The sequence below is a fragment of the Pedobacter suwonensis genome, assembly GCF_044762335.1.
Lineage (GTDB): Bacteria > Bacteroidota > Bacteroidia > Sphingobacteriales > Sphingobacteriaceae > Pedobacter.
This window is the reverse complement of the sequence record NZ_JBIWEB010000001.1, coordinates 1-21,199: the sequence shown is the minus strand read 5'-3', so window position 1 is coordinate 21,199 and position 21,199 is coordinate 1. Positions and strand designations below refer to the sequence as shown.

General features: G+C 39.5%; 12 protein-coding genes, 1 tRNA gene and 2 pseudogenes. 9 read left to right on the top strand and 6 right to left on the bottom strand.

Features of this window, described 5'->3' with window-relative positions:
• Positions 1-21 precede the first annotated feature (21 nt).
• Positions 22-2,196 (bottom strand): glutamine synthetase III family protein, encoded by a 2,175-nt coding sequence (locus ACIQXP_RS00075; protein ID WP_293743583.1) that lies wholly within the window; start codon positions 2,194-2,196, stop codon positions 22-24.
• Positions 2,197-2,398: 202 nt separating this feature from the next.
• Here ACIQXP_RS00075 and ACIQXP_RS00070 point away from each other — a divergent pair, with 202 nt between their 5' ends.
• Positions 2,399-3,247: an energy transducer TonB gene (locus ACIQXP_RS00070; RefSeq protein WP_293743582.1), complete on the top strand. Its 849-nt coding sequence runs from the start codon at positions 2,399-2,401 to the stop codon at positions 3,245-3,247.
• A 17-nt stretch (positions 3,248-3,264) separates the two neighbouring features.
• On the top strand, positions 3,265-3,615 hold the full coding sequence (locus ACIQXP_RS00065; protein ID WP_387504500.1) for an FEKKY domain-containing protein: 351 nt from the start codon (positions 3,265-3,267) through the stop codon (positions 3,613-3,615).
• 1,359 nt (positions 3,616-4,974) lie between these two features.
• Here ACIQXP_RS00065 and ACIQXP_RS00060 read toward each other — a convergent pair.
• The gene (locus ACIQXP_RS00060) at positions 4,975-6,450 is read right to left on the bottom strand and encodes a TlpA family protein disulfide reductase (protein ID WP_387504501.1); all 1,476 of its coding nucleotides are present in this window, start codon (positions 6,448-6,450) and stop codon (positions 4,975-4,977) included.
• 270 nt (positions 6,451-6,720) lie between these two features.
• Positions 6,721-10,404, bottom strand: coding sequence for a phosphoribosylformylglycinamidine synthase (gene purL / locus ACIQXP_RS00055; RefSeq protein WP_387504502.1), 3,684 nt, complete (start codon positions 10,402-10,404; stop codon positions 6,721-6,723).
• Positions 10,405-10,587: 183 nt separating this feature from the next.
• Here purL and gloA2 point away from each other — a divergent pair, with 183 nt between their 5' ends.
• The 5 genes from gloA2 (at position 10,588) to fbp (ending at position 15,499) form a co-directional block, all read left to right on the top strand.
• On the top strand, positions 10,588-10,968 hold the full coding sequence (gloA2, locus tag ACIQXP_RS00050; RefSeq protein WP_387504503.1) for an SMU1112c/YaeR family gloxylase I-like metalloprotein: 381 nt from the start codon (positions 10,588-10,590) through the stop codon (positions 10,966-10,968).
• A 1-nt stretch (position 10,969) separates the two neighbouring features.
• Positions 10,970-11,671: a tRNA1(Val) (adenine(37)-N6)-methyltransferase gene (locus ACIQXP_RS00045; RefSeq protein ID WP_387504504.1), complete on the top strand. Its 702-nt coding sequence runs from the start codon at positions 10,970-10,972 to the stop codon at positions 11,669-11,671.
• A 396-nt stretch (positions 11,672-12,067) separates the two neighbouring features.
• The gene (locus ACIQXP_RS00040; protein WP_387504505.1) at positions 12,068-13,867 is read left to right on the top strand and encodes a serine hydrolase; all 1,800 of its coding nucleotides are present in this window, start codon (positions 12,068-12,070) and stop codon (positions 13,865-13,867) included.
• Positions 13,868-13,908: 41 nt separating this feature from the next.
• Positions 13,909-14,400 carry a metallophosphoesterase family protein gene (locus ACIQXP_RS00035; protein ID WP_387504506.1) on the top strand — a complete coding sequence of 164 codons (492 nt, stop codon included), beginning with the start codon at positions 13,909-13,911 and terminating at the stop codon, positions 14,398-14,400.
• 19 nt (positions 14,401-14,419) lie between these two features.
• Positions 14,420-15,499: a class 1 fructose-bisphosphatase gene (gene fbp, locus ACIQXP_RS00030; protein WP_387504508.1), complete on the top strand. Its 1,080-nt coding sequence runs from the start codon at positions 14,420-14,422 to the stop codon at positions 15,497-15,499.
• On the opposite strand, the gene rnhA is transcribed toward fbp, so the two are convergent.
• Positions 15,496-15,969, bottom strand: a complete 474-nt coding sequence (gene rnhA / locus ACIQXP_RS00025; RefSeq protein ID WP_387504509.1) for a ribonuclease HI — start codon at positions 15,967-15,969, stop codon at positions 15,496-15,498. The two genes, fbp and rnhA, sit on opposite strands and share 4 nt — an antisense overlap.
• Before the next feature lie 178 nt (positions 15,970-16,147).
• Between rnhA and ACIQXP_RS00020 the strand changes: the two genes are divergently transcribed.
• Positions 16,148-16,221, top strand: a tRNA-His gene (locus tag ACIQXP_RS00020).
• Positions 16,222-16,969: 748 nt separating this feature from the next.
• Here ACIQXP_RS00020 and ACIQXP_RS00015 read toward each other — a convergent pair.
• Positions 16,970-17,740, bottom strand: a pseudogene (locus tag ACIQXP_RS00015) (recombinase family protein); the annotation flags it as partial.
• A 277-nt stretch (positions 17,741-18,017) separates the two neighbouring features.
• Here ACIQXP_RS00015 and mdlD point away from each other — a divergent pair.
• A pseudogene (gene mdlD, locus ACIQXP_RS00010) lies at positions 18,018-19,337 on the top strand (NAD(P)-dependent benzaldehyde dehydrogenase MdlD).
• Between the two features lie 85 nt (positions 19,338-19,422).
• On the opposite strand, the gene ACIQXP_RS00005 reads toward mdlD, so the two are convergent.
• Positions 19,423-20,889, bottom strand: coding sequence for a recombinase family protein (locus tag ACIQXP_RS00005; RefSeq protein ID WP_387504510.1), 1,467 nt, complete (start codon positions 20,887-20,889; stop codon positions 19,423-19,425).
• Positions 20,890-21,199 lie beyond the last annotated feature (310 nt).

The window sequence follows — 21,199 nt, the reverse complement described above, 5'->3', positions numbered from 1 at the left end:
ACCTTTAAGCTTAAGCCTTTCTTATTTCATGAATAATAATTCTCTGAATTTTGGTAAAGGCCAAACGCTATCATCAACAATTTGCTCCAGCTTATCAGCGTGGTAGCGGATGGTATCGAAGTAAGACTTAACTTTCTCATCGTAAGCAATCGCTTTTTCACGGGTATCTTCCAATTTGTTGGTTACTTTACGTTCTTCTAACATCGCATCGATATTGGTTTTCACGATATCTAAGTGCTCAGATAGTTTTTTAGCGATTTCTAAAGAAGACTTACTGTCTATACCCAATTCTTTTAATCCTTTAATGTTTTCGATTAATGAATTTTGGTAAGCAATTACAGCAGGGATGATAGACGTATTGGCTACTTCGCCCATTACGCGTGCTTCGATCTGTAATTTTTTGTAGAAGTTTTCTAACATGATTTCATGACGGGCATGAATTTCACGCGAGCTGTAAATACCGGTTGTTGCAAATAACTCAGCCGATTTTTCAGTTAAATAAGCATCTAGCGCTTTTGGTGTGGTTTTGATGTTTGATAAACCGCGTGCAGCAGCTTCATCTTCCCACTCCTGACTATAACCATTACCTTCGAAACGGATTGATTTAGATTCTTTGATGTATTTTTTGATCACCGTTAACAAGGCGATGTCTTTTTTATCACCTTTTTTGATCAATTTATCTACTTCAGCTTTGAATTTAATCAACTGCTCAGCCATAATCGCGTTTAAGATCGTCATCGGGGCAGAAGAGTTTGCAGAAGAACCTACCGCTCTTAACTCAAATTTATTACCTGTAAAGGCGAAAGGAGAGGTACGGTTACGATCGGTATTGTCCAGTAAAATCTGAGGGATTTTAGGGATACCTAACCAAAGTGCATTATCTTCTTTAATTTTTTTGCTGATACGTGAGTGCTCAATCTCATCTAATACATCGTTCAATTGTGAACCTAAGAAGATAGAGATAATTGCCGGTGGCGCTTCGTTTGCACCTAAACGGTGGTCGTTGCTTACCGATGCAATACTTGCACGTAATAAATCTGCATGCTCGCTTACTGCTTTAATGGTATTCACAAAGAAAGCAAGGAACATTAAGTTGTTTTTCGGCGTTTTACCTGGTGCCAATAAGTTTTTACCGGTATCGGTAATTAACGACCAGTTGTTGTGTTTACCTGATCCGTTGATACCTGCATATGGTTTTTCGTGTAATAAAACACGGAAGTGGTGACGACGGGCAACTTTTTCCATCAAATCCATCAACAATTGGTTGTGGTCGATCGCCAAGTTGATTTCTTCATAAATCGGTGCGCACTCGAATTGAGAAGGAGCAACCTCATTGTGACGGGTTTTTAAAGGAATACCTAATTTCAGGGCTTCATTTTCAAAATCTACCATGAAAGTGAATACACGCTCAGGGATTGAACCGAAGTAATGATCTTCTAATTGCTGACCTTTGGCAGACATGTGTCCGAATAATGCACGGCCGGTTAACAATAAATCAGGGCGGGCGTTAAACAACGACTCATCAACAAGGAAATATTCCTGCTCAATACCCAAAGAAGCATTTACTTTGGTGATGCTTTTATCGAAGTATTGGCAAACATCAACAGCAGCTTTATCTAAAGCAGCTAAGGCTTTTAATAAAGGTGCTTTATAATCTAAGGCTTCGCCTGTATAAGATACGAAAACGGTAGGAATACAAAGGGTTTTACCTGCTTTGCTTTCCATAATGAAGGCTGGAGATGAAGGATCCCAGGCAGTATAACCACGGGCTTCGAAAGTGTTACGGATACCACCGTTAGGGAAACTAGATGCATCCGGTTCTTGCTGAACTAAAGCGCTGCCTGAAAATTTTTCAATTGCACCTTCACCGCTAGGCTCAAAAAACGAATCGTGTTTCTCGGCTGTAGTGCCGGTTAAAGGCTGGAACCAGTGTGTATAGTGGGTTGCTCCGGCAGCCATTGCCCATGATTTCATGGCAGTAGCAATCTGGTTTGCGTCGTCTGCATTAATTAACTCACCTTGATTGATAGATGAAATTAATTTCTCATACACGTCTTTAGATAAGAAATCTCTCATTTTTTTCTTATCAAATACATTAGCGCCAAAAAAGTCAGAAATTTTAGCAGAAGGAGATTTAACTTCAGGCGAAATTCTGTTTTGAGCCTCTTTTAATGCGATGGTTCTTAAGCTTTTCATTAATTCGTTATGTTTTTTGTCAAAAATAGCATATTTTATCAATTCAAGTAAAATAATCACAAAAATTATATCAGTTTTATTGAAAATGAAATAAAAAAATGTTTTTCAGGTGAGAAATTTCATTTTTTGTAACGAAAATAGATTTTTCGGATGTTTTATGGAATTGAAGATTTTGTTGCATCATGCTATAAAAATAAAAGCTATGTTCAACTCTTCAATTAACGTATACAAGACCGAGTGGCTTGATCTTGTATTTGCAGACCGCAACAAAAACTATGGTGCTTACGATTTAAGATCCAAATCATCGTCGATTATGACGAGGGTACTTTTCGTATCAGGCAGTTTATTTGTACTGGCCTGTTTTTCGCCTTTGATTTATAACAAGGTTTTCCCTAAAGAAGATGTAGTGGTAGAAAAGGCAAAGGTTATTGATTTAACTCAGGTGATTCACCAAATGAAACCGAAAACGCCTGAACCTGAGAAAAAGGTTGAACCCGCAAAAGCTGATCCGGTTAAAGTCAAAACCATTGCACTTCCATCACAGGTAGTTGTAGTGAATAAAGTAGATCTTCCTGATCCGCCAACCATTAAAGAGATTGAAAATGCAGTGATCAGCGATAAAACGCAAGATGGTATTGTTGCACCTCATTTGGTCATCAGCGATAATAAAGGCAGTAGCGATGGTACGGGTACAGCAAAGGATGGAGAAGGTACCGGTGATCCAAATGCGATTATAGATGCTATAGGAGTTGATGAATACCCGGAGTTTAACGGCGGTGCCAAAGCCTGGTCTAAATATATGGAGCGTAACCTAAGGTATCCGTATCAGGCGCAAGATGAAAATATTCAGGGCAAGGTATTTGTAAGCTTTGTGGTAGAAAGAGATGGCTCTGTTACAGATGTTAAAGTACTCAGGGGGCTCGGGTTTGGTTGTGATGAAGAAGCAATAAAAGTGATCAAAAAATCGCCGCTTTGGAAACCTGGCAAAAACAAAGGTGTTCCGGTACGGGTACGGTATAATATGGCTATTAATTTTCAGATTTCTAATTAAAACTTACCATTTATCTCATGAAAAATTACATTTTAATTTTGCTGATTCTATGTTTGATTTCAGTACGCTTCAGTGCCAAAGCCTCGTTGATGGTTGATGGCATTAAAACAGAAAGCATTAAACAGGCCAATGCCGATATTAAAAAGGGAAAACCTAAATTCCTGATTCAGGGTGGGATTGCATCAATACGCATTAAAGGCCAGGAGTTGTTTGAGCAAAAATATGGTGTAGTCTATCAGGATTTGGGTTGTGTAGGACCTTCGGCCATCAGGATTGAAGATTATAATAAAGTAGTCGCTTCTTTTATGGATAAAAAATATGGGAAAGCCTGGAGAAAAGAAGTGAGGAAGGATGTGAAGGGGATATGATGGGGGATGGATGATGTAGGATGGATGATGTAGGATGGAAGATGTAAGAAGATGGATAATGTGGGGTGGAAAATGGATGATGTTTATCTCTCGATCTTACCTGTGCTATCTTACATCATTCCTTAACAACGCTCTTTTTTTGAGTTAGATGTAGGTTTAGGTGAACGGTTTGTGCATTGCTCAAGCCGTTTTTTTGTTTCATTTCCCTGCCTAGATCATAGTGGAATAGAAGTGTTTTAGCATGATAGATTTTGGAAAGCAAATACAGTGCTTTTCGGTTCCGATTGTCCCGCCCTTTGTTTCAAATCCTCGCCCTCGTACCTCTGGCTCCGGGTTTTTCACTTCGGTCGGGTTTAGGTGGCAGGGTTGGTAACCGTATTAATGGTCTATCGCCAACGCATAAACAGGCTTTGTGTTAAATCACCGGCTTTTGTACAATAAACCCGACAGAGCGGTTAGCCCGCAGTGGAGTGCAGCGAAACGAGGACTATGAGCGATGGCGGGAGTACAGTTGCGATGAAAAGCAAAACGCTCATTTCCTAATAAAAAAACATTTAGGATATAGTTGTTAGCAGATGATCTCCATATTTTTATCAGTATTGAGCATCTTCGAGCCTAATCATCTTTTGGAAAGCAAATACAGTGCTTTTCGGTTCCGATTGTCCCGCCCTTTGTTTCAAATCCTCGCCCTCGTACCTCTGGCTCCGGGTTTTTCACTTCGGTCGGGTTTAGGTGGCAGGGTTGGTAACCGTATTAATGGTCTATCGCCAACGCATAAACAGGCTTTGTGTTAAATCACCGGCTTTTGTACAATAAACCCGACAGAGCGGTTAGCCCGCAGTGGAGTGCAGCGAAACGAGGACTACGAGCGATGGCGGGAGTACAGTTGAGATGAAAAGCAAAACGCTCATTTCCTAATAAAAAAATAGGATTTAGTTGTTAGCAGATGATCTCCAGATTTTTATCAGTATTGAGCATCTTCGAGCCTAATCATCTTTTGGAAAGCAAATACAGTGCTTTTCGGTTCCGATTGTCCCGCCCTTTGTTTTTTCAAATCCTCGCCCTCGCGCCTCTGGCTCCGGGTTTTCCACTTCGGTCGGGTTTAGGTGGCAGGCTGGTAATGCTGTTAAAGTTTAAGACGGGTGCAGAACGAGCCAGTATGTAGATGAAGAGGCTTTGTTTAATAAACCTAAGGGACAGCACAAGTAGCACAGGGTGGAGCGAAGCAAAATGAGGACTACAAGCAATGGCGGGTCTACATTAACTATAAAATGCTGTTTACTGCTTTCACAGTAAGAAAAAATATACTTCAATCGCTAATTTTATCTGGATATTAACACCGCATCTATCCGGGCGAAGTTAAAGTTTTAACGCTTGTAGCTGTTCTGCAAGTGCCGTGTCTGATGGCCGTTTGGCATTATTGTCAACAATTAAACCATTAGTATCAATCAAAATAAACCTCGGGATTGAATTGATTCCGAATTTTTTAATAAAATCAGATTCGAAATCCTGATCAGCCATTAGCTGAATACCTTGTAAATTATTTTTTGCGACGAAATTTAACCAATCCTCTTTTTGCGCTTTCTTATCCACAGAAATGCTAACAAAATAAATGTTCTTATTTTTGTATTTCTCCTCCAGCTTTTTCAGTTCAGGTATCTGTGCGATACAAGGTGCACACCATGTTGCCCAAATATCGATGTAAACGTATTTTCCTTTAAGGCTCTTTAAACTGACCATGTTGCCAGCCGATGAGATAAAGTTAAAATCTGGTGCCTGGGCATTGTTTACGGTAGCTGCTAAGTTTTGGTAACTGGAAGTTATCTCTGAAATATATTTTTGATTTTTCGAATTCTTTACGAAAGAATCATATATATAGGTAACATCAGCGGGCTGTTTCGCTTTTTTGATCGCCTGATTGCTATAGATGTAAGTAAAATATTCCTTTATGAAACTGTTATTTATTAAATTATCGGCAACTTTTAATTTAATGAGATCACCACTTTTTATTGAATCCCTGATTTTTTGATTTTCCGGCTGGATGGACAGGTGATCGATCAGGTAGCCGATCATAGTTTTGTAGTAGTTTGAGTTTTTATAAAATATTTCATCATTTACATCCCAGCCCGTATAAATACTTTTATTTAATAATGCTTTCTCTTCAGCAGATAATCTTTTAGAAAACTGGGCTTGATAAGCTGCCATGAGGTCTTTTTTGTAATTCTCGTTACGTTCTGCAATTGGAATACTCAGTAATTTTCTTAAAGTGGCCATTCTTGATGAATCAAGGCCATAAAATCTTGAGTAAGCATATAGTACATATCTTTTGCTAAAAGCCGCTTCTGACTTGATAAAGTCTTTAAAGAATTTATTATTTGACTTTTCTGATTTGATATTGATCATTTTAACATATTCATCAAGCATTGGTATAAAAACAGCTGGTTCGGTTATCAGATATTTAAAATCAACATCATAGCCCGAATTGCCTAAAAAGGCATGCAATCTTTTTCTTGTATCTTTCAGAATATTATTTTCGAGTGCACCATCGCCTTTTATACGGTAGATCTTATCCACGCAATCAATAGTGGTTTTATAAGCTGGTGCCAGAAAGATTTCTCCCATTTGACCAAAATTATAAATACCTTGCTGCAACCTGCTTATATTCAGGTTGAAATACCCGCTTTTATCGCCTTTTACTTCTATACTGATACCTGAGTTGTTACTTAAAGTCCATGCGGTATCAGCGAGCGAAGAAATTTTACCCTGTAGTTGCGCATTTGCTTTAAAGGCAATCAATGCCAGCAACAACAGAATGATTTTCGTTAGGTTTTTCATGTTTGACTAAAATTTTAGTTAAATATAGAAATAACTAACTAATTAAATAGTTTTATTTATGAAAAAAATAGTGAACGGGATAGCTATGGGTTGATTACGAAAGCTATAGGTTTTGTAAAGGTTAATTCCATCATCATTTACATCAATTTTTAAGAGTTGTCAACTTTTTTGCGGCTGTGCTATTAAAGTTGAAAACTGTATTCGTGATGATAAAAAAAATGGATGATGGGTTTTAATTCCATCATCCATTTTACCTCTTCCATTCGAATATTACCCTTGATTTTCAATCCACTTCCTGGCATTTACAAAGGCTTCCATCCATGGTGAAACTTCGTCTTTTCTGCCTGCCGGATAATTTGCCCAGTGCCATTGGAACAATGAACGTTCAATGTGTGGCATCATTACCAGGTGACGGCCGGTTTCATCGCATAACATGGCGGTGTTGTAATCGGAACCGTTCGGACTGGCCGGATAGGTTTCGTAAGCATATTTGGCTACAATTTTGTACTGATCTTCTGCGTATGGTAAAGAGAATCTTCCTTCACCATGCGATACCCAAACCCCTAAAGTGCTGCCGGCGAGGCTCGATAGCATTACCGAATTGTTTTCCTGTAAAGTTAACGAAGTGAAAATACTTTCGTGTTTGCCGCTTTTGTTGTGCAACATTTTAGGTTTATCGGTATGGTCTTTATTAATCAAGCCCAGCTCAATAAACAATTGACAGCCGTTACATATCCCTACAGATAAGGTGTCAGGACGGGCAAAGAATTTCTCCAAAGCAATTCTCGCTTTCTCATTATATAAAAATGCACCTGCCCATCCTTTCGCCGATCCTAAAACATCAGAGTTAGAGAAACCGCCCACCGCACCGATAAACTGGATATCTTCTAAAGTTTCCCGGCCGGTAATTAAATCGGTCATGTGTACATCTTTTACGTCAAAACCGGCCAAATACATGGCGTTTGCCAGTTCGCGCTCAGAATTACTTCCTTTTTCGCGGATAATAGCGGCTTTTGGCCTTGGCTTCGTTTCGTCGATAACCGGTTTTTTACCATCAAAAGTAAGCGGGAAACTGTAATTTAAAACATGGTTTTTATAATTATCGTAGCGCGCTTTGGCTAAGCCGTTGCCGGTTTGTCTGCTGTCTAACAAGTAAGAAGTTTTAAACCAAACATCGCGTAAATGGTCGATATCAAAACTAAAGCTGTCGCCAGCATTTTTAACTTCCAGTTTGGCCGTAGTGTTTACTGTACCAATTTTGTGGAAAGAAACGCCATTCTCAGTTAATGTAGCTTCTGCAGCAGCATCAGCCTGGAAAAGAACGGCAATATTCTCTGCAAAAAGTAATTTAATGCTATCCTGCTCGGCTAAAGCTGATAAATCGATTTGGGCGCCTAAGTCACGGTCGGCAAAACACATTTCCAACAGCGTTGTAATTAAACCACCGCTGCCAACATCGTGTCCGGCCTGGATGTGACCTGCCTTAATTAATTGTTGTAAGGTATTGAATGCGTTTTTAAATTTTGCTGCATCTTTTACGTCAGGTGTTTCGGTACCTACTTTGTTTAAAATCTGTGCAAAAGATGAACCGCCCAGCTTATAGCTGTCGGTAGACAGGTTGATGTAGTAAATGGCGCCACCATCTTTTTGTAATACCGGTTCAACCACTTTGGTGATATCATCGCAGTTGGCTCCTGCAGAAATAATTACTGTTCCGGGCGCAATCACATCACCCTTCGCATATTTCTGTTTCATCGATAAGGAATCTTTTCCGGTTGGGATGTTGATTCCCAAATCGATTGCAAAGTCAGAACAGGCTTTTACGGCAGAATATAACCTGGCATCTTCACCTTCGTTTTTACAGGCCCACATCCAGTTGGCAGAAAGCGAAACGCTTTTCAAACCTTCTTTTAAAGGTGCCCAAACAATATTTGAAAGTGATTCGGCGATGGCGTTGCGGCTACCTGCAGCCGGATCAATCAGTGCGGAAACAGGTGAATGGCCAACTGAAGTGGCAATACCTTCTTTACCCTGAAAATCTAAAGCCATTACACCGCAGTTGTTTAACGGTAATTGTAACGGGCCGGCGCACTGCTGCTTGGCTACGCGTCCACCCACACAGCGGTCAACTTTATTGGTTAACCAATCTTTAGCAGCAACGGCTTCTAACTGAAGCACCTGTTCTAAATAAGTATTTAATTCGCTGTTGTTATAGGTGATGGCCTTGTATTTACGGTCAACTGTACTGTCTTCCATTACAATTTTAGGCGAGCTGCCAAACATGGCGGCCAGTTCTAAATCCATCGGCTTTAAACCGGTAGTGGCCGATTTAAAAGTGAAACGGTGGTCGCCGGTAACTTTACCAACGGTATACATCGGTGAACGCTCGCGATCGGCAATTTTTTGAAGGGTTTCGATATGTTCATTACCGATTACCAAGCCCATTCTTTCCTGCGATTCGTTACCGATAATTTCTTTGGCCGAAAGGGTAGGATCGCCCACCGGAAGTTTATCTAGGTTAATCAAACCACCGGTTTCTTCAACCAGTTCTGATAAACAGTTTAAGTGGCCACCTGCACCATGATCGTGGATGGAAATGATCGGGTTATGATCGCTCTCTACCAAACCACGAACGGCATTGGCCGCCCGTTTCTGCATTTCAGGGTTTGACCGCTGAATGGCATTTAATTCGATGCCGCTGCCGTGCTGACCAGTATCAGCAGATGAAACTGCTGCGCCACCCATTCCAATTCTATAATTTTCGCCACCTAAGATTACGATATTATCGCCCTCCTGTGGTTTAAGTTTTTGTGCCTGGCTGGCTTTGCCATAGCCAATACCGCCTGCAAGCATAATTACTTTATCAAAACCAAGGGTACGGTTATCTTCTTCGTGTTCGAAAGTTAAAACCGATCCGGTAATGAGCGGCTGGCCAAATTTATTTCCAAAATCGGTAGCACCGTTTGAGGCTTTGATCAGGATATCCATTGGCGTTTGGTACAACCATTGCCTTTCTTCCACACCTTGTTCCCATGGGCGGTTTTCTTCTAAACGGGAAAGCGCGGTCATGTAAACTGCCGTTCCTGCCAAAGGTAAAGAACCCTGGCCACCCGCTAAGCGGTCTCTGATTTCGCCTCCTGAACCCGTTGCAGCACCGTTAAAAGGCTCTACAGTGGTTGGGAAATTATGTGTTTCTGCTTTTAAAGAGATTACGGAATCAAAATCGCTTAAAGTGTAAAAATCAGGCTGATCGGCACGTTTAGGTGCAAACTGTTGTACTTTTGGTCCTTTAATAAAAGCAACATTGTCTTTATAGGCCGAAACGATATCGTTCGGGTTTTCTTCAGAAGTTTTGCGGATCAGTTTAAACAAAGAGGTAGGCTGCTCTACACCATCAATTACAAATTTTCCGTTAAAAATTTTGTGGCGGCAGTGTTCTGAGTTAACCTGCGAAAAGCCAAATACTTCCGAATCGGTTAAGGGCCTTTCTAATTTTTGCGCTAATGTATTTAAATAATCAACTTCTTCGTCGCTTAAAGAAAGACCTTCCTGTTTATTATAAGCAGCAATATCGGTAATTTCTAAAATGGGTTCAGGCTTGATGTTGATGGTATAGATGTCCTGGTCAATCTTGTCATATTTTTGAGAAAGCATAGGATCGTAATCGGCAAAAGCTTCGTCAACCTTTTTAAATTCTTCGATTCTGATTATGCCCTGCATGTCCATATTCTGGGTAATTTCTACCGCGTTGGTACTCCATGGCGTAATCATAGCTGCCCGTGGCCCTACAAAAAAGCCTTTCAGGGCGGTTTCCTGTGAGATCTTGGCGCCGCCAAATAACCATTCGAGTTTAGTAATATCAGTAGTAGAAAGCGCTTTGTCTGTTTGCAAAACAAAAACCGTCTGCGATTGCCCTTCGACAGGCTCAGGATGACTAGAGAAGAAATGAATCATGCTTTTTTTTTGAAGTCGCAAATTTAGCGTTTTTAAATTTAATGAGTGAAGGAATGAGGGATTGAATGATAGAATTTTGAATGATTTTAAAATAATGGACGAATGATTGAGTTTTGAATTCGAGAATGCAGAACTTTGCAAATCATTCAATCATACACTCATTCTTAAATTCAATCATTACTTATGCTACGAATCCACCACATTGCTATTATCTGTTCAGATTACGAAAGATCGAAAGATTTTTATGTGAATAAACTCGGTTTTACGGTGTTGGCCGAAGTATACCGGGCAGACCGGAAATCATACAAGCTGGATCTGGCGGTAAATGGTGTTTATCAGATCGAGCTTTTCTCTTTCGAAAATCCACCGGCAAGGCTGTCGAGGCCCGAGGCTCAGGGTTTGCGGCATCTGGCTTTCGAAGTAAAAGATATTGAGCAGGAGATTGACAGGTTAAATAAACATGGAATTGTTACTGAACCGATCCGGATTGATGAATTTACGGATAAGCGCTTTACTTTTTTTGCCGATCCGGATGGTTTGCCGTTAGAATTGTACGAGGTTTAGGATGAGTATTTTTAAGTTTAAGCAATTTGAGGTCGATCAGACCGGCTGCGCCATGAAGATCAATACGGACGGCGTTTTGATCGGGGCCATGGCCGATCACCATTATCCTAAAAGGATACTGGATGTTGGGACGGGTACAGGTGTGATTGCCTTGATGCTGGCACAACGTTTTCCTGATGCAAACATACATGCGGTTGAAATCGATGAGCAAGCGGCGAAAACTGCTGAACGGAATTTTAAACAATCGCCATTCAATCATCGTTTAACGGTCAGCAATACAGCAATTGAATACTATAATTCGCCTGATAGATTTGATCTGATTGTGTCTAATCCGCCTTTTTTTGTGAATGATCTTAAGAATGAAGAGGTGAGGAAAGGAATTGCCCGGCATGCTACGGAAGTTTTTTTTAGCATGCTGGTTGAAAAGATCAGTAAATTGTTGACGGTTGAGGGGCAGGCATGGCTTGTTTTGCCAGTTAAACAGGCAGATGAGGTGATTGCAATCGCACCTCAATATAATTTATCACTTATGGAGCGGATCAATCTACATTCCGATGAAAGTAAACCGACTTTTAGACAGGTTATCTGTTTAAAAAAAGGCGAAACGTTTTTAAAAGAAAGTGATTTTTATATTTATAAATCTTTAAAAGAACATACCCAAGCCTATCAGCTTTTGCTGAAAGATTTTTTCCTGGCTTATTAGGACTGATTTACTAACAATTATGAACTGCGGGAGATCGTCACTCTCCACATGATTTTGGAATCAGGGAGTGCTGATGGACGTGTCTGAATAAAAAAGCACTCATGAATAATCATTATCCCAGCGTTTTAAGATTAGCTTCGCTAGTTAAGTGAGGCTTCCCTTTACGCTTTAAAGGTTATTGCCCTACAAATGTATTCTGTTAATGTTATAAGCCATTTCAGTGCATTGATAAGCATAAATTGCGTGATCAACGCGAACTCGTTATGTGAAAATATTTTTAAAAGACTTGTACCATTATATTGGCATCTTTTCAAAAAGGAACCGCCGTTTTTGCTATAATTTACAATAATCTCATTATCATTTGTAATTTAGGAGGTGTAATCTCATCTCAATTAAATGAAAAATATCCTAAATGCAATCTTCCTGTGTTTCCTGGCATTATCTTCAATTGCTCAATCGAAAAAACAAAAAAACGACGCCCTTTTATCTGATCTAGACACTTTATTTAACAGGATATTAAAAGATCAGGTTGCCGCTGGTTTCTCGGTAGCGGTTGTTAAAGGAGATGAAGTTATTTACAGTAAAGGTTTTGGCTATCGCGATGTAGAAAATAAAAAGCCGGTTACACCAAATACGCTTTTTGCAATTGGTTCCAGCAGTAAAGCTTTCACGGGTTCTTTGCTGGGTTTACTCAGAAGAGATGGAAAACTGACTTTTGAAGATAAGGCCGTCAGTTTGCTGCCTCAGCTACATTTTTTTAATGAAGAAATGAATAGCCAGATTATCCTGCGCGACCTCATGGCGCATAGAACGGGATTGTCGAGATACGACTTTTCGTGGCTTTTGTTCAATACTGCCAATAGAGATAGCATCATAGCACGGGTAAAATACATGAAGCCAAGCGCAGCTGTACGCGAAAAATGGTTTTATAATAATTTTATGTATCTGGCACAGGGTATGATTGTAGAGCGGTTGACCGGTAAGTCATGGGAGCAGAATATAAAGGAGAAGTTCTTCATTCCATTAGAAATGAATCGCTCTAATACTGATATTAAGGTTTTTAAACAAGATAGTGATGCTGCTTTGCCTTATACGGTTGTTAAAGGGAATGAAATTAAAAAGGTAGATTATTACAATATCAATGGGATGGGACCAGCGGGTAGCATTAACAGTAGTGCAAACGATATGGCTAACTGGTTAAAGGTTTGGGTTAGTGGTGGTTTTTTTAAGAAAAAAGAAATACTGCCCACTGATTATGTTCGTGAGGCTGCAAGTTCTCAGATGGTAATGTCAGCCGATTTGCCTGCTGCGCATGACGATATTTTTTTAGCCAATTACGGTTTAGGTTGGATGATCGGTTCGTACCGGGGACATTATCTGGTAGAGCATGGTGGAAACATTAACGGTTTTTCGGCCAATGTTGCTTTTTTCCCGTCCGATCAGTTGGGGATAGTGGTGTTAAGTAATCAAAATGGTTCACAGGTTCCGGCAGTGGTGCGAAATTCTATCGTGGATAGATTGCTTAATCTTAAAGCAATTGATTGGAATGGTGAGGCAATTGCAAAGACCAGAGCCGGCATGCAGGTTAACAAAGGTGTTAAAAGTGCTCCCGTTTTAAATACAAAACCTTCACATCCGCTACAAGACTACGTCGGTTCATTTGAAAACCCTGCTTATGGTATAATTAAGATTACGTTTGAGAAAAATGACTTATACACCATGCTTAGTGATGAAAAAGTGGTACTTAAACACATGCATTACGACGTTTTTGATCCAAAATCTATTGATAAAAATGGAGTGGTTGATACGGCACAGAGTAACCTGATGTTTAATTTTTCGAGTGGGATAGACGGTAAAATACAAGGCGTAGGCATTTTTTTAGATGGCAGTGATAAACCGGTAATGTTTGATTTTAAGCCCGAAGCTAAAATATTATCACTTAAAGAACTTCAGAAATATACCGGTGAATATGTTTTAGGTCAAGCCACGGTTAAAATCTATATAAAAGGAAATACTTTGATGGTATTTGTGCCCGGACAGCCCGAGTATGAGACAATAGCTTCCGAAGCGGATACATTTAGCCTAAAAGCGCTTAAAGGATTTAGTGTCAAGTTTAATATTGATGCGGAAAAGCAGGTAAATTCGGTTTCTTTTATACAGCCGAATGGCGCATTTAAGGCGGTGAAGAAAAAATAATCATGGTATAAGCTTCCCAAAAATTAAAAAATAAAAACAATTTGAAAAGAATAGGTTTAATTTCGGATACACATGGTTTTTTAGATGATGCGGTTTTTAAACATTTTGAAAATGTTGATGAAATCTGGCATGCTGGTGATTTTGGTCCGGATGTAGCGGTGCCATTGGCCGCTTTTAAACCTCTGCGTGGGGTATTTGGAAATATTGATGATGCAGTTATCCGGAATGAATTTCCGGAGAAAAATCGATTTAGCTGCGAAGGAGTAGATGTTTGGATGACCCATATCGGCGGGTATCCGGGTAGGTATTCATCTTTTGTGAAACCAGAAATATACACTAACCCTCCTAAATTATTCATTACCGGGCATTCGCATATTTTGAAAGTGATGTTCGATGAAAAAATAAAATCTTTGCATATAAACCCTGGTGCGGCAGGAAAACAAGGTTGGCATAAAATAAGAACACTGATCAGATTTTGCATTACTGAAGAAAATATTCATACCTTAGAGGTTATAGAATTATCGGGTAGATAATGTAAAATATACACTAAGCATGGTTTGTGGCGTTAAAACACTAGGACAATTTATTATAGAAAAACAGGCAGATTTTCCCTATGCCAAAGGCGAGCTGTCGAGGCTGCTGAGAGACATTGGTATCGCAGCCAAAATTGTTAACCGCGAAATTAACAAGGCCGGTTTGGTCGACATACTGGGTGATGTGGGAACCACTAATATTCAGGGCGAGGAGCAGAAAAAACTGGATGTGTATGCAGATGAACAATTTATCGCGGCTTTAACCAGCGGCGGGGAATGTTGCATTGTTGCTACTGAAGAGGAAGATAAAATTATCCATATCGACTCTCCGGTTTCTCAAAATGCAAAATACATTGTATGTATCGATCCTTTGGATGGTTCTTCAAATACCGATGTAAATGTTGCGGTAGGTACGATTTTTTCTATTTACAGGAGGAAATCGTTTGAGGGCAGGGCCAGTTTAGCCGATGTGCTGCAGAAAGGTACGGAACAGGTGGCTGCGGGTTACGTTATTTATGGCTCTTCTACTATGCTCGTTTATACCACCGGAAAGGGAGTCAACGGTTTTACACTAGATCCATCAATAGGCGAGTTTTGCCTTTCGCATCCGCAGATGAAAATACCGGAAAACGGATATATGTACTCTTTAAACGAGGGTAATTATGTGCATTTCCCGGATGGGGTAAAGAAATACATTAAATATTGCCAGGTAGAAGATGAAGCCACAAAACGACCTTACACTTCGCGTTATATCGGATCTATGGTTGGTGATATTCACCGCAATTTGATTAAAGGCGGCATTTATATTTATCCCACCACTTCACGCTCGCCAAATGGTAAGTTAAGGTTATTATATGAGTGTAACCCCATGGCTTTTATTATTGAGCAGGCTGGGGGCAAGGCCAGTACCGGTTTCGAACGGATACTGGATATTAATCCAACTGAATTACACCAACGCGTGCCGATTTTTATTGGCTCCAAAAATATGGTAGAAAAAGCGGAAGAACTGATGCTGTTGTATACGGCAAAATCAACCGCTATAGAGAATGATGTAGATGCTAAACTGGAAGATCTGAATGTAATTGGCGGGTTGGATTAAAGCAAGGTAGCTTTATTTCTTTCTGCTTCGAAAATACTGTCTATAGCCAGGTTTGCTTTATCTTGAGAAGCAAATACGGCCAGCCGGTCGCAACGTTCATTTTCAGGGTGGGCGTTGTGACCTTTAATCCAAACGAATTTCACTTTATGGAGCTTATACAGCTCTAGGAACCTTAACCAGAGGTCTTTGTTTTTTTTGTCTTTAAAACCTTTGCTCGCCCAGCCGAAAACCCATTTTTTCTCCACCGCATCAACCACATATTTAGAATCGGAATAAACGGTCACTTCCTGGTTTAAGCTTTTTAATGCTTCTAATCCTTTGATTACAGCTAACAATTCCATTCGGTTATTGGTGGTCATCCTGAAGCCGCCACTTAATTCCTTATAGTGTTGCCCTGCTCTTAAAATGGTACCCCAACCACCTGGTCCGGGGTTTCCGCTAGCTGCTCCGTCTGTATAAATTTCGATCATAAACGTGGTAAAGTTATGTTTTTAGGTTTAAAATCGCCTATTTTATCTGTTGTCGAAATTTTTTTTCAAATTCAAATAATTGAATGTTAAGGAATTAAAAATTTCTTGTAAAAACATTGAAAAAAATATTTGCAGGGAATGTGAAAAGTCGTACTTTTGTGACATCAAAAAAAACACGGTGGCTGTAGCTCAGTTGGTTAGAGTATTGGTTTGTGGTGCCGAGGGTCGTGGGTTCGAGCCCCATCAGCCACCCCGTATGGGACAAAGACATTTTCGAATGATTTTGTCCCATTTTTTTTGTTCGTAACTCGCTGTTTTTCAGGTAAATTACGTTTGCGAAAAAGTTCGACTTCTGGGTTCGACCTATGCCTTCAGAGTAGTACAGTTTTTGCGGAAAAATGGTACTTATGATCTCTTTTTTCATTTCTAATCTTGCTAAGTCATAATATTTGTCAATATTTTTGAGGCATTCAAAGGCTTGTTCAATAGTACGTTTTACGGAGGCCAATTTGTTTTTTTCTGGCTCGATACTAAAAAGTTCTGTTTCTAAGGTCTCAATCTCAAGATTTGTCTCTCCCTTGATCTTACGAAATTCAGATGGCTCGATTTCATCATCCAGCATCCTTTCTCTTGAAGTTTCTATTCTTGCATTGAGCGCAGCAATTTTATCTATCAACGTTTTACGATCTTTCTTTTTATTCTTCATTTGCTGCTCGAAAGAATCAATAATTTCATTTTTCCATTCATCGGGCTTTCTCGGGATATACATTGTTAACAAATCCTTAAATGAATCATTAGCTTCTAGAGCCCTAAATCTGACACCGCATGATGACTTGCAATGGTAGTATAGACTATAGCTGGTTTTGCCCTTTGATGCACTTCCAGTCAAAACTCTGGTACATTTTGGACAATTGATAAATCCTCTCAAAGGGAGATCATTAGGGTCAAATACCTTGATAGCATTGACTTCTTTTGTTTTTTGTCCTAAAACGACTTGTACTTGTTCAAATATTTCTTCAGTAACTAAGGAAGGGTGGAGGGCATCCACTAATCTTTCCGGCTCATCTCTTTCTGCTGGAACTCTGATCTTTCCCATATACATGGGATTCTTTAAAAGATGATAGAAGTTGTTTTTGCTGCATCTCAACCCCTTATCGTTCATTTCCTTTAATATTTGCTCTCCCGAATAATTCCCTTTGGCATATTCCTCGAATACCCATCTCATTATCTTCGCCTGTGGCTCTTTTGGTGTTATATATTTTCTGCCATCTTCATAACTTTTGTTGATATATCCAAGAGGTGCCTTTCCGGTACAACGGCCTTCCTTTTTGGCTTGCCTGATGCCTGATTTAGTATTAAGCCCTCGTCTATCATTCTCCACCTCAGGTGCGGTAAGGTAGATTGCAAGCATCATCTTATTCTCAGGAATACTGAGGTCCAGTGGTTGCTCAATGGCCTGAGGGTCGATTCCCTGCCTGTTGAGCTTTGTGATCATCTGATAAGCGTCGCTGGTATTTCTACTAAAGCGATCCCATTTGGTGAACAGAAGTAGTGCTGATTTTTTTTTGTTTCTTTTCAAATAAACCAGATATTTCTGCCATATAGGTCTTTTGAATGTTTTGGCTGAATGGTCCTCTATAAAGATTTCCCTGATAGCAATAGAATGTAGGTCGCAATATTTTCGCAATACTTCCTGTTGACTTCGCAGGGAATAGCCTTTTTCCGCCTGTTCATCAGTACTAACCCTGATGTATAGATCTGCTGTTTTCATGCTTCTGCAGTTTTTGTAAATGATTTTCTAGCTCCTATAAGATAAGAAAAATTTCTTTTTTTTTTAAAAATCGGACTGTTTTGTCATATGTTTTTTGCTATAATTTGCTTTTGGTCAAGTCTAATTTAATTTTCTATCCGTTTAATTAGTTTAGTGTTTTACAGTCACAACAATGAAATAAGTTGCAAAAGAGAAACCAAAGCCGAGGATTGTCTGTTAAAATTTCTGTTTATAAACTATGCTATTCAAGTATTGATATAGCAGCTAAATAAAAAAAATGAATACAGAATTAAAGGAGCATATCGAAAAAGTCTTTCAGAACCAGAAAAGGTTCTTTGCGGAAAGAAATACTCAATCAATTGATTTTAGAATTTTGCAGTTGAAAAATCTGAAAAAATCTTTTGTAGGCCATACAAATGCCATCTGCAAGGCAATGTTTACCGATCTTGGAAAAAGTAGGGAAGAGACTGAATATGCTGAAATCGAAATCGTAGTTGATGAGCTTGACTATTGTCTAGAAAATTTAGAAAAATGGGCTAAGCCCATTGAAATGCCAGCCAAACAACATTCCTCAGGAGCTGAGATTACTTGTAGAGTCACCTATCAGCCATATGGCGTTAGTTATATTGTAGGTCCGTTTAACTACCCTGTTCAATTGACCTTTAGTCCCTTGCTGGGTGCGATAATGGGCGGAAACACTGCTATAATTAAACCATCTGAAAATACACCTAATGTTGCTGGGGTAATTGCGGATATTGTTCAAGATGCTTTTGATGAAGAATATATTTCAGTGGTACAAGGTGGAGTTTAAGAAAATACACTTTTGCTAAGTTTACAGTTCGATTATATCTTTTTTACCGGTAGCGCTAATGTTGGAAAGATCGTAATGAAGGCTGCTGCAGAAAACCTGATCCCGGTAACCTTAGAGCTTGGTGGTAAATCTCCGACAATTGTGCACAGTGATGCTGATCTCGACAAGGCTGTTCAAAGGGTTGCGAGGGGGAAATGGATGAACTGTGGGCAAACCTGTGTAGCACCAGATTATGTATATGTTCATGAATCGATAAAGGATGAATTGATAGAAACGTTTAAAGATCACCTGGAGAAAACATATTCGGGAGATTCAATGGGGAAGATTGGCAAAATCGTTTCTGCTAAACAGGTTGAAAACCTTGCGGGCTATCTCGATGCTGCCAAAGAAAAGGTCGTGTATGGAGGCAGCCATAATATAGAATCCAGATATTTTGAAGCTACCCTGATGGATAATGTGGTTTGGGAGGATTCAATAATGCAGCAGGAAATATTTGGACCAATACTTCCATTTTTGAGTTATAGTGATATCGATGTCGTTCTAAATGAAATCAATTCGCGTCCAAAGCCACTTGCCCTATATGTTTTTTCTCAGGATAAAAACTTTGCCAATCAAGTGTTGGAAAAAACGACCAGCGGTGATGCAGAAATCAATAGTACATTAATCCATGTGGGTACACATACTCTTCCATTTGGCGGGGTTGGAAGTTCAGGGTTAGGCAAATATCACGGGCAATATAGTTTCCAGACCTTTAGCCATATGAGGTCTGTTTTGGAAATGAAATAATCTATGCTTAGCCAAGTTAGCACCAAATCTAAAAAAAGCATTAATTTCTTTATAAAGGTTTTTCGAAAAGCCTTTATAAAGAAATCTATGAAGAGTTAAATATTATCTGTCCTGCTTTATTGAAGTCACGATAGCTAAATTTTTCATATTTGTAACTTATTCCCTCTGGATAGAGATGACTAATCAACAATCTTTTCTCTTCGATATCTGATTCTGCAAAAAGCAAGTTTAGATTCTTAACAGAACCTAGAGCGTGTCCGATTATAAATTCCCTGTCGAGGATGATTTTGTTTTTGTTCTTTAGCTCTTGTAGTAAAGTATTGAGCTTCTCAAGCTTCACAGTGTTTTCCAATTTAATGCCCCTGAAATCTGAACTATCCAACGTACCTTCCAAAAGCATTTCTCTCGATTGTTGGATTCTATATTGAGTGCCTTCGATCTGTGCTTTAAGTTTTTTCTTTTCTTCCAAAAGGTCTTTCAATTGGTTTTGGTAGGCGTCGTTTAAGGCAATTGAGAATAACGGAACAAATTTACTTTCCAATTTAAAATTTTCGATGTGCTCAACAAATTTGGCATTTAATACATTCGCCCTAATTCTGGCTCCACATTTGGAATGACAATGGTAGTAATAAATGCGAGTAACCTTAGCGCCAGGAGCACTTCCTGTAAGTTTTCTTGTGCATTTTGGGCACATAAGAAATCCCCTTAGAGGCATCTGCTCCGGAACAGAAACCTGCCTGCCATGTACCTTCCCCCTCGCTGCTAGGATTTCCTGCACTTTATGGAATTGCTCTTCGCTTATTAATGCCTGGTGTTTCCCATCTACTAGTTCCTCTTCTTCATCCTTGAACCTTGGAACAATAACCTTCCCATAATACATCGGGTTTTTTATAACGCAATAAAAGTTGTTTTTACTGCATTTAAGCCCTTTTTCTCGGGCTTCGATCAATATCTGCTCCCCTGAAAAAACGTTTCTTGCCAATTGGTCGAATATCCATTTGATGATCGCAGCTTCCGGAAATTTGTGGCAAATGTATTTAGAGCCGTCCTCTTTGGTTTTATTTACATATCCCAAAGGTGCGGGACCAGTCCAACGTCCTTCCTTTTTAGCCTGACGGATACCCGCTTTTGTACTCAATCCCCGCCTGTCATTTTCAATCTCTGGTGTAGTCAAATAAACCGCAAGGATCATCTTATTTTCGGGAACGTCCAAGTTCAGTGGTTGTTCTATAGCTTGTGGTTCAATCCCGACCTTACGAAGAAATGCAATCATCTGGTATGCATCGCTGGTATTGCGGCTGAACCTGTCCCATTTAGTGAATAGGAGTAGGTCTGATTCGCGCTTGGATCTTTTTAAAAACGTAAGCAGTTGTTTCCATTGCGGCCGATTAAAGGTTTTTGCCGAATGATCTTCGGTAAAGATTTTTCTAATCCTAATTCCGTTTATATCACAGTATCTTTCTAGTACATCTTTCTGGCTTCTCAATGAATACCCTTTCTCAGCCTGCTCATCTGTACTGACCCTGATATATAAATCTGCTAATCTTGCCATTTTCTTTTTTTTATTTAAGATCTTTTTTTAATTATCCGTTGTTTTTTCGGTCTTCCTTTTTTCAATTCTATTTTTACTGCCAGGTTTGCCAGGGCATAAATAAAGTCCAGGGTTCTATTGAGAGTTTCATCCTCAGTAATTTTCAACTCTTTTCCCAAGAGCCGGATCACCGTATCTTTTGTCAAACTCCGTTTTTCTTTGATTCTGAAATAATCTGGATAAACCGCTTCAAATTGACCCCTCTTCGCCACTTTAAAAAGCCCCCCTTTGCCGAGTTAATTTGATAAGGTCCGCCAAAGCAAAGAGACCC